The 9,427-nt window shown below is 70.4% G+C and carries 8 protein-coding genes and 1 pseudogene; 4 read left to right on the top strand and 5 right to left on the bottom strand.

The window, feature by feature from the left end:
• Window positions 1–302 (bottom strand): annotated as a pseudogene (locus tag ACWD1U_RS30570) (transketolase); the annotation flags it as partial.
• 384 nt (window positions 303–686) lie between these two features.
• On the opposite strand from ACWD1U_RS30570, the gene ACWD1U_RS30565 reads away from it, so the two are divergent.
• The 3 genes from ACWD1U_RS30565 to ACWD1U_RS30555 all read left to right on the top strand — a co-directional run bounded on the left by ACWD1U_RS30565 (window position 687) and on the right by ACWD1U_RS30555 (window position 3,276).
• A complete protein-coding gene (locus ACWD1U_RS30565; protein WP_451112385.1) occupies window positions 687–1,604 on the top strand; it encodes a heme o synthase in 918 nt (305 codons plus the stop codon).
• Between the two features lie 58 nt (window positions 1,605–1,662).
• Entirely contained in the window at window positions 1,663–1,995 is a 333-nt protein-coding gene (locus ACWD1U_RS30560) for a hypothetical protein (RefSeq protein ID WP_451112384.1), read from the top strand.
• A 174-nt stretch (window positions 1,996–2,169) separates the two neighbouring features.
• Window positions 2,170–3,276 carry an amidohydrolase family protein gene (locus tag ACWD1U_RS30555; RefSeq protein ID WP_451112382.1) on the top strand — a complete coding sequence of 369 codons (1,107 nt, stop codon included), beginning with the start codon at window positions 2,170–2,172 and terminating at the stop codon, window positions 3,274–3,276.
• Here the strand turns inward: ACWD1U_RS30555 and ACWD1U_RS30550 are convergent.
• The 3 genes from ACWD1U_RS30550 to ACWD1U_RS30540 all read right to left on the bottom strand — a co-directional run bounded on the left by ACWD1U_RS30550 (window position 3,273) and on the right by ACWD1U_RS30540 (window position 6,042).
• Entirely contained in the window at window positions 3,273–4,280 is a 1,008-nt protein-coding gene (locus tag ACWD1U_RS30550) for a COX15/CtaA family protein (RefSeq protein WP_451112381.1), read from the bottom strand. The genes ACWD1U_RS30555 and ACWD1U_RS30550 overlap by 4 nt on opposite strands.
• 68 nt (window positions 4,281–4,348) lie before the next feature.
• Window positions 4,349–5,104 (bottom strand): ABC transporter permease, encoded by a 756-nt coding sequence (locus ACWD1U_RS30545; RefSeq protein ID WP_451112388.1) that lies wholly within the window; start codon window positions 5,102–5,104, stop codon window positions 4,349–4,351.
• Window positions 5,105–5,118: 14 nt separating this feature from the next.
• A complete protein-coding gene (locus ACWD1U_RS30540) occupies window positions 5,119–6,042 on the bottom strand; it encodes an ABC transporter ATP-binding protein (RefSeq protein WP_451112379.1) in 924 nt (307 codons plus the stop codon).
• Window positions 6,043–6,427: 385 nt separating this feature from the next.
• Here ACWD1U_RS30540 and ACWD1U_RS30535 point away from each other — a divergent pair, with 385 nt between their 5' ends.
• Window positions 6,428–7,315: a glycoside hydrolase family 16 protein gene (locus ACWD1U_RS30535; protein ID WP_451112378.1), complete on the top strand. Its 888-nt coding sequence runs from the start codon at window positions 6,428–6,430 to the stop codon at window positions 7,313–7,315.
• A gap of 22 nt (window positions 7,316–7,337) precedes the next feature.
• Here ACWD1U_RS30535 and ACWD1U_RS30530 read toward each other — a convergent pair whose 3' ends face one another.
• Window positions 7,338–9,398: an ATP-binding protein gene (locus tag ACWD1U_RS30530; protein ID WP_451112376.1), complete on the bottom strand. Its 2,061-nt coding sequence runs from the start codon at window positions 9,396–9,398 to the stop codon at window positions 7,338–7,340.
• Window positions 9,399–9,427: the final 29 nt, after the last annotated feature.

Here is a 9,427-nt window from a genome sequence, read left to right as displayed (position 1 = left end):
GACTTCAGGTCGTCCAGCTCCAGGCCGAAGCCCGCCAGGTACAGCTGGGTGTAGAGCGTCAGGGACGAGTGGCCGGCGGACAGCACGAAGCGGTCGCGCCCGACCCAGTCGGCGTCCGCCGGGTCGTGCCGCATCACCTTCTGGAAGAGGGTGTAGGCGGCAGGCGCCAGGCTCATCGCCGTACCCGGATGGCCGTTACCGACCTTCTGTACGGCATCGGCGGCCAGGACACGCGCGGTGTCGACGGCCCGCTGGTCCAACTCGGTCCACTCGAGGTCTGTGGTGGTCGGCTTGGTGCTCACCCTGGGTCAGGGCTCCTCTCCACATGTCGGATGCCGGTGTATCGGGGCGCCCACCGGCCGCAGCCGAGCCTACCCCCGCGGGACGTGCGAATTTCCGAGTCACTCCAGAGTGCCGGGCGTCATCCCGATTCCGCCTCCCGACTGGGACGTACCGCATTCGACAGGTGAATACGGAGCCGCTCATCCGGGTGCTCAATCGAGCTTCGACGCGCCCTTCGGAACCCGCCTGCCAACACGAGCCGACCCCCGCGAATGCCCGAGTCTGGGCAACGTCTAAAGTGGCGTGGTACGCGCGAGCCTTTACCGGGACTTCACACGGGTGAGGCTCGCTGGGATGTCTCTGTAGGGGTGTGCGTGACGGCCGTTGAATCCCGTCCAGCGGGGATGATCGGGACGGACCAGAGCCCGGCCCACCGGCCGTTCGGGGCCCGTGTCAAGGGATTCGTGGCTCTCACCAAGCCGCGGATCATCGAGCTGCTGCTCATCACCACGGTTCCGGTGATGTTCCTGGCGCAGCAGGGCGTGCCCGACCTGACGCTGGTGCTGTTGACCTGCGTCGGCGGCTACATGTCCGCGGGCGGCGCCAACGCGCTCAACATGTACATCGACCGCGACATCGACGCCCTGATGGACCGCACGTCGCAGCGCCCGCTGGTGACCGGCATGGTCAGCCCGCGCGAGTGCCTGGTCTTCGGCATCACACTGGCCGTCGCCTCGACGCTGCTGTTCGGCCTCACCGTGAACTGGCTGAGCGCCTGGCTCTCCCTGGGTGCGCTGCTGTTCTACGTCGTGGTCTACACGATGATCCTCAAGCGCCGTACCTCGCAGAACATCGTGTGGGGCGGCATCGCCGGCTGTCTGCCCGTGCTGATCGGCTGGTCCTCGGTCACGAACTCGATGTCGTGGGCGCCGATCATCCTCTTCCTCGTCATGTTCTTCTGGACGCCGCCGCACTACTGGCCGCTGTCCATGAAGGTGAAGGAGGACTACGCGCGCGTGGGCGTCCCGATGCTGCCGGTGGTCGCCTCCAACAAGGTCGTGGCCAAGCAGATCGTGATCTACAGCTGGGTCATGGTCGCCGTCTCGCTCCTCCTGACCCCGCTCGGCTACACCGGCTGGTTCTACACGGCGGTCGCCCTGCTGGCGGGCGGCTTCTGGCTCTGGGAGGCGCACGGCCTGCAGAACCGCGCGAAGGCGGAGGTGACGGGCGCGAAGCTGAAGGAGATGCGCCTGTTCCATTGGTCGATCACCTACGTGTCGCTGCTGTTCGTGGCCGTGGCTGTCGACCCGTTCCTGCGCTGACGTACGTCACAGGGCCCTGCTCTCGCCAGTCGATCTACTGCTGAGTAGCATCCTGGTCATGGCAGAGACGCAGCAGGTTGACCCGAAGGCCGAGCGCAAGGTGGCCCGGCTGGCCAAGCAGATCAGCTCCTTCTCCAAGGCCCACGGCGGCGCCGAGGGTCAGGTCGCCCACCTCGGCGAACGCGGCGCCCGCATCGTCCTGGTCGGCGAGGACGGCAACTGGGGCGACCTGGTGGCCCCGTCCTACGAGATCGCCGAGAAGGCCGTGGAGAAGTCCGGCATCACGGCGCACGAGTCCTTCGACGGCGAGTTCGCGGCCAAGGTGAAGACCGGCCCCTACGAGTGGACGCGCATGGCAGGGATCCAGGTGGGCGGCCCGAAGAACGACTGACCTTCTCGGGGGCGCTGGGCTGGATCGATGTGCGGCTCCGCCGCGTGGGCGCGATCAGCCCCACCACCACCCGCGGCCGCCGGAACACCCGCGCTCCCCGTAGGGACCGCGACCTGAAACCGGTTAACCCGTTAGGACCCATAGGAACAACAGGGTCCACCCCGGGGAGCCCGGATGATCGAAACGCCGTCCCTAGTGGACCAGTACTGCCACGGAGTGCTCCGCACGGAGCTGGGCCTCGGCACCTTCGAGGCCCACCTCCTCCGTACGGAGGGCCCACCGGCGCCCGGCACCACCCTCTTCGACACCCAGACCGGCTTCGCCGTCAGACGCTGGTGCCCACCCCTGCTCGGCCTGGAATCCCACTGCGCACCGGCCCGCTACCTGGCCCGCCGCCGCGAACTGGGCGTCCTGGAGTCCGCCCGCCGGCTCCTGCGCGGCAGCGGCATCACGACGTACCTGGTCGACACCGGCCTGCCCGGTGATCTGACCGAACCCGGCGAGCTGGCCTCCGCCGGAGCCGCCGAGGCCCGCGAGATCGTGCGCCTGGAACTGCTCGCCGAGCAGGTCGCCGACACCTCCGGGACCGTCGAGTCCTTCCTCGCCAACCTCGCCGAGTCCGTGCACGCCGCCGCCGCGCACGCCGTCGCCTTCACCTCGGTCGCGGGCGTACGGCACGGCCTCGCGCTCGCGCCGGAGCCGCCCGGGCCGGGGGAGGTGCGGGGAGCCGTCGGCCGCTGGCTCGCCGGGCGCGGTGTGGGCGGGGAGCTGAACGATCCCGTGCTGCTGCGGCACCTGCTGTGGAGCGCGGCCGCCTCGGGCCTGCCGCTCCAGCTGCACGCGGGGCTGGGCGCCCCGGCCCTGCGCGTCGACCGTACGGACCCGGTGCTGCTGACGGACTTCGTCCGGGCCACGGCCGGGCTGGGTACGGACCTGGTCCTGCTGCACTGCTACCCGTACCACCGGCACGCCGCCCACCTGGCCGGCGTCTTCCCGCACGTCTACGTCGACTCCGGCGCCGCCCTGGTCCGCACCGGCGCCCGGGCCGCGACCGTCCTCGCGGAGATCCTGGAACTGGCCCCCTTCGGCAAGATCCTCTTCTCCACCGGCGCGCAGGGGCTGCCCGAGCTGCACGTGGTGGGCGCCCGCCTGTTCCGCGAGGGGCTCGGGAGGGTCCTGGGCACCTGGGTCGCCGAGGGCGCGTGGTCCCTGGCCGACGCGCAGCGGGTGGCGGGCATGCTGGCGTCGGGGAACGCGCGCAGGGTGTACGGGCTCGGCTAGGCCTTCGTCAGGGTGGCCTCGGCCGCGGGACCGGGCACGTCGGCCACGAGTTCCGGCCGTACGCGCAGCGACAGCAGCACCCGCAGCACCCAGATCCACATCACGGCCGAGCCGAGCATGTGCAGACCGACCAGGATCTCGGGCAGGTCAGTGAAGTACTGGACGTAGCCGATGACGCCCTGCGCGAGAAGGATCAGGAACAGTTCGCGGGTGCGGTTCAGCGGGTCCTTGGGCGCGTCGACCGCCTTGAGGACGAACCACAGGGCGAACGTCAGCGTCACCACGATCCACGCCAGCACGGCGTGCAGCTTGCTGACCGTCTCCCAGTCGACCGGCATCCGCTCGACCTCGCTGGAGTCGCCCGCGTGCGGGCCCGCGCCGGTGACGACCGTGCCGACCAGGATGAGCAGGACGGCCGCCGCGACCAGGAACCACACCAACTGCTGCACGGCCCTGCCGACCAGCGGGCGCGGTTCCGCGTCGCCCTCGCGGGTGCGCTGCCACATCACCGCGGCCACCGCGATGAGCGCCGACGTCGCCACGAAGTGGGCCGCGACCGTGTACGGGTTGAGACCGACCAGCACCACGATGCCGCCGAGCACCGCGTTGCTCATCACGATCCAGAACTGCGCCCAGCCCAGCCGCGTCAGGCCACGCCGGTACGGCTTCTGCGAGCGCGCGGCGATGATCGCCCAGCCGACGGCGGCGCACAGCACGTACGTCAGCATGCGGTTGCCGAACTCGATGGCGCCGTGCACGCCCATCGCGCTGGTGGGGGTGAGTGAGCCGTCGGTGCAGTTCGGCCAGGTCGGGCAGCCCAGGCCGGAGCCGGTCAGGCGTACGGCACCGCCGGTGACGACGATGACCACCGACATCAGGAGCGCGGTGAGGGCCGCCCGCTGGACCGTCCGGGGTTCCGGGGTCCAGCGCTCGGCGATGAAGGCGAGCGGGTTGCGCAGGGCCGCCCTGGCGTCGGCGCGGGTCACGTTTGGCACGCCCCCCATCGTAGGACGCCGCTTGTGCACGCTTTCACGAGGGTCCGGGGTGGGCTTTCTCGCAGCCGTCGCGGGTGTCACTCCCAGCGGAAGAACCGTCCGGCCGCCGCCAGCGCGGCCACGGCCCAGACCGCCAGGATCCCCAGATCACCCCAGGGCATCCCGGCCCCGTGCTGGAGCACGTCCCGCAGCCCGTCGGACAGGGCCGCGATGGGCAGCAGACCGAGCACGTCCTGCGCGCCGGAGGGGAACTTGTCGAGCGGGACCACGACTCCGCCGCCGACGAGCAGCAGCAGGAACACCAGGTTGGCGGCGGCGAGCGTCGCCTCGGCCTTCAGCGTCCCGGCCATCAGCAGGCCCAGGCCCGAGAAGGCCGCCGTGCCGAGGACCAGGAGCAGCAGGACGGCGAACGGGTTGCCCTGCGGCGACCAGCCGAGCGCGAAGGCGATCACCGTCAGCAGCACCACTTGGAGCACTTCGGTGACCAGCACGGACAGCGTCTTCGCCGCCATGAGGCCCCAGCGCGGCAGGGGCGAGGAGGCGAGTCGCTTCAGGACGCCGTAGCGCCGCTCGAAGCCGGTCGCGATGGCCTGGCCGGTGAACGCGGTCGACATCACCGCGAGCGCGAGGATGCCGGGTGTGAGGAAGTCGACCGCCTCGCCGGCGCCCGTGTCGACGATGTCCACGGTGCTGAAGAGCACCAGGAGCAGGGTGGGGATGACGACGGTGAGCAGCAGCTGCTCGCCGTTGCGCAGCAGCATCTTCGTCTCGAGCGCGGCCTGGGCCGCGATCATGCGGGGGAGGGGCGCCGCGCCGGGCCTCGGCGTGTACATCCCGGTGCCGGTGGTCACGAACGCAGCTCCTTGCCGGTCAGCTCCAAGAACACGTCTTCGAGGGTGTGCCGCTCCACCGAGATCTTCTCCGGCATCACCCCGTGCTGGGCGCACCAGGAGGTGACCGTCGCGAGCAGCTGCGGGTCGACCTTGCCGGCGACCCGGTACGAACCCGGTGTCAGCTCGGCGGCGGAGGAGTCGGCGGGCAGGGCCTTCAGCAGCGAGCCGACGTCCAGGCCGGGACGGCCGGTGAAGCGCAGCGTGTTCTCGGCGCCGCCCCGGCACAGCTCCTCCGGGGAGCCCTGGGCGATGACCCGGCCCGCGTCGATGATCGCCACGTCGTCGGCGAGCTGCTCGGCCTCGTCCATGTAGTGCGTGGTGAGGATCACCGAGACGCCGTCGGCGCGCAGGTCCCGGACCAGGTCCCAGGTGGCGCGGCGGGCCTGCGGGTCGAGCCCGGCGGTCGGCTCGTCCAGGAACACCAGCTCCGGGCGCCCGACCACGGCCATCGCCAGCGCGAGGCGCTGCTGCTGCCCGCCGGACAGCCGCCGGTACGTCGTCCGGCCGCAGGAACCGAGCCCGAGGCGTTCGACGAGCGCGTCCACGTCCAGGGGGTGCGCGTGCAGTTTGGCCACGTGGCGGAGCATCTCGTCGGCCCGGGAGCCCGAGTACACGCCGCCGGACTGGAGCATCACGCCGATGCGCGGCCGCAGATCGCGCGACTGCCCGACCGGGTCGAGGCCCAGGACGCGCACCGTGCCGGAGTCCGGCTTCCGGTACCCCTCGCAGGTCTCGACCGTGGTCGTCTTGCCCGCCCCGTTGGGGCCGAGCACGGCGGTCACACCCTCCCGGGCCACCAGGTCGAGCCCGTCCACCGCGGTCTTCGTGCCGTACCGCTTCACCAGGGCCTGGACCTGGACCACGGGCTCACTTCGCATGGTACCGAGTCTAGGTACGCGCCCGCCGCCCGGAACGGGCGGGTTGGTGATCCCTGTCCGTGGCCGCCGCCGTTCAGGGTTTCGCCGGTGGTCGGCATCGTCTTCGGCGTTCTCCTGCTCCAGCTCGCCTTACGCTCCGCATCCGGACCGGCGCGCAGCACCGCGTCTACCTGGCCGTCAAGGGCGCCGCGCGTCCGAGTTGCAGACGTGCACGTTCCGGACGGAGCGCACAGAGGGCCGTTCGGGTGAACCGGTCACATCCGGCGTATGCCTCCTCTTCTGACGATGTTTCACTTGCCTGGTCCGCGCAGGTCGGGCAGCGGACGTCCTTTCGCTTCGCAGGAAAGGCAGTTGACCCATGCTCAGAAACGCCTTGCTCTCACGGATGAGGACCGCCGCCTGGCTCGTGGCCTTCGGGCTGCTGTGCGTAACCCTCGTCGCCGTCCCGGCCCCGCGCGCGGCCGCCCAGTCCCTCGTCGGCCCGGCACTGTTCGACGACTTCAACTACACCGGCCACTTGGATCCGCAGCTCGCCCATCACGGCTGGACACTGCGGTCCGGCCAGGGCGGGCCGGGCGTGCCCGGTGCCACGTGGAAGCCGCAGAACATCACCTTCGCCACGGTGTCCGGCAACTCGGTCATGACGATGCGCTCCGGTACCAACGGCACGGCGAGCGGCACCGAGCACACCGAGATCTATCAGCAGCGCAAGTTCCTGTACGGCACCTACGCCGCGCGGGTCCGCTTCAGCGACGCGCCGATCTACGGCCCGGACGGCGACCGCATGGTGCAGACGTTCTTCACCATCTCGCCGCTGAACTACCCCATGGACCCGGACTACAGCGAACTCGACTTCGAGTACCTGCCCAACGGCGGATGGGGCATCACCGGCAGCGCGCTGCTCGCCTCTTCCTGGGAGACGTACTCGGAGGACCCACCCCAGGAGGAGCACGTCACCACCCAGGAGCGCGCGAGCTTCAACGGGTGGCACGACTTGGTCATCACGGTCGACAGCACCGCCGTCACCTACTACATCGACGGCCGATTGTTCGCCACGCACAGCCAGCCGTACCTGCCCGAATCGATGATGAGCATCCGCTTCAACCACTGGCTGATCAATCTGCTGGGGATCAGCAGCCGGAAGGCACGCGCGTACGAGCAGAGCGTCGACTACGTGTTCTTCGCCCAGGACCAGGTGCTCAGCCCGTCCGCGGTGCAGGCCTCCGTCGCCGACTATCGGGCGCGGGGCGTGACCTTCGAGGACACCGTCTGATCCGCCCGATCCGGCGGGGGGCTCAGGACGAGGCGGCCGCCCCGTTCGGGACGCCGATCGGCAGCCGGGCGGTGAAGGTGGTGCCGCGGCCCTCCTCGGAGTCGACCTCCACCTCGCCGCCGTGGTTCTCCACGATCGTCCTTACGATGGTGAGTCCCAGGCCGGTGCCGGGGATGGCCGACTCCGTGGCGTTCGAGGCACGGAAGAACCGCTGGAAGAGTTGCTCCTGCTCGGCGAGGGGGATGCCGGTGTCGCTGACGCTCAGGACCGCCTCGCTGTCCCGCGCCTCGGCACGTACGGTGACCGTCCCGCCCTCCGGGGTGAACTTCACCGCGTTGGACAGCAGGTTCATCAGGACCCGGTCGAGCTGGTCGTTGTCCGCCTCCAGCAGCAGGGGCCGGGAGGGACATTGAGTCTCCACGCCGATGGAGGCGGCCTCTGCGACCGGCCGGATGGCATCGGCCGCACCCGCCACCAGCCGGCACAAGTCGACCCGTTCCTTCTTCGAGCCGAATGCTCCGGACTCAATGCGCGAAAGGGTCAGCAGATCCTCGATGAGCGTCCGCAGGCGGTTGGCGTTGCGGTCGACGACGTCCAGCATGTGCGACTGGGGCGGGGTGAGCGGACCCGTCTCCTCGTCCTTCAGCAGCTCGATGTACCCCACGATGCTGGTCAGCGGGGTGCGCAGCTCGTGCGAGACGGTGGACAGGAAGTCGCTCTTGGCCTTGTCCAGGGCACGCAGCTTCTCCACCAGACTCGACTCCTGCTCGTAGAGCAGGGCGGTGTTCAAGGCCCGGCCGACGCCGCTGGCCATGGACTCGGCGATTTCGATGTCCATCTCACGCCAGGGGCGGTCGGCGCTGAGACGGGCCACCGCAACGGCGCCGATCGGTTGCTCTCCCACTCCGATGGGTGTGATCACCACCGAGTCCAGACCCAGGGCCGCCGCGGCGGCGCGGTTCTCGGCGGGCATACCGGTCCTCCCGAAGGAGCCGGGGGCGCCCGGCAGCGGCGTGGTGTCGGACACGTACCGGGGCATGTCGGTGATCAGCCAGACGGTTCCCCGCTGGTAGTGGTCGCGGACCACGTCCGCCGGGAGCGTCGGTATGTCCCTCCCCTCCTCCTCCGGCAGCAGGCCCCGCTCCGCGGACCATACCCGGGCTACGGGGAATGCCGAACCGTCGTTGTCGGCGAGCAGGATGAAGACGTAATCGGCGGCCAGGACGTCGCCCATCCCCACGCACGCCGCGTCGAGGACGTAGTCGACGTCGAGTTGGTCCCTGATCCGGAGGCCGGTCTCCCTGGCGGCCTGTGACAGCCTGCGGCGCTCCTCCTCGACCGTGCGCAGCCGGTCGCTCTCGTCCGCGAGTGCGTTGACGGACCGGGCTACCGCCCGGATTTCCAGCGGTCCCACCTCCTGCGCTCGCGCCGAGTGCTCGCGCGAGGCCAGCCGGTCCAGTGTCGCGGCGGTGCTCTGCAGCGGTCTGGTGAGGGCGCGGGTGGTGCGCACCGCCGTGAACACGGCCAGGGCCACGCCCCCCGCCAGCAGGACGCCGATGGCAACGACGCTGCCGTCGAGGAACGTGTCGGTTCCGTCCTCCAGACGCTGCATATCGCTGGTGAGCCGCGCCTCGAGGCGCTGGTTGATGGTGTCGAACGCCGCGAGCCGCCGGCCGGCCTGGGCGGTCAGCCGACGAGCGTCGGCGCTGCCGGGACTGGCCTTCGCCTGCTCGTTGGCGAGTCGCACGTAGGCACGCAGTTGCCGGTCCTGCGCCGCGAGGTCGGAGCGGGCCGAGGCGGGGGCGACCCGCCGGGCCTCGGCAAGGGTGGCGAAGAGTTCGTCACGCATATGGCGGTAGCTGCTGCGTGCGGCCGTGTCACCGGTGAGGAGGTAGGTGCGCACGGCACGGCTCATGCGGGTCACCTGGTCGCGCACGCGCACGTTCTCGCGCAGCACCGGCTGCAGCCGGTAAGCCCGATCGTGCATGTCGTCCGCCACCCGGGACACTGTCAGTGCCCCTCCCCCCACGAGCAGGAGCAGAGCGATCAGCAGACCGAAGGCCATGGTGAGCCGTCGTGCCACGCATACGCCGCGTCGTCCGCTGGTGATCC

The sequence above is a fragment of the Streptomyces sp. NPDC002788 genome (genome assembly GCF_053592115.1).
The sequence above is the reverse complement of the archived record's forward strand: the minus strand, read 5'-3'. Positions and strand labels throughout refer to the sequence as shown.

Bases quoted from the DNA above. Each gene is read 5' to 3' on its own strand.
- ACWD1U_RS30550 (WP_451112381.1), bottom strand. From the start codon at position 4,280: ATGGGGGGCGTGCCAAACGTGACCCGCGCCGACGCCAGGGCGGCCCTG.
- ACWD1U_RS30535 (WP_451112378.1), top strand. From the start codon at position 6,428: ATGAGGACCGCCGCCTGGCTCGTGGCCTTCGGGCTGCTGTGCGTAACC.
- ACWD1U_RS30565 (WP_451112385.1), top strand. From the start codon at position 687: ATGATCGGGACGGACCAGAGCCCGGCCCACCGGCCGTTCGGGGCCCGT.
- ACWD1U_RS30560 (WP_451112384.1), top strand. From the start codon at position 1,663: ATGGCAGAGACGCAGCAGGTTGACCCGAAGGCCGAGCGCAAGGTGGCC.
- ACWD1U_RS30540 (WP_451112379.1), bottom strand. From the start codon at position 6,042: ATGCGAAGTGAGCCCGTGGTCCAGGTCCAGGCCCTGGTGAAGCGGTAC.
- ACWD1U_RS30545 (WP_451112388.1), bottom strand. From the start codon at position 5,104: ATGTACACGCCGAGGCCCGGCGCGGCGCCCCTCCCCCGCATGATCGCG.
- ACWD1U_RS30555 (WP_451112382.1), top strand. From the start codon at position 2,170: ATGATCGAAACGCCGTCCCTAGTGGACCAGTACTGCCACGGAGTGCTC.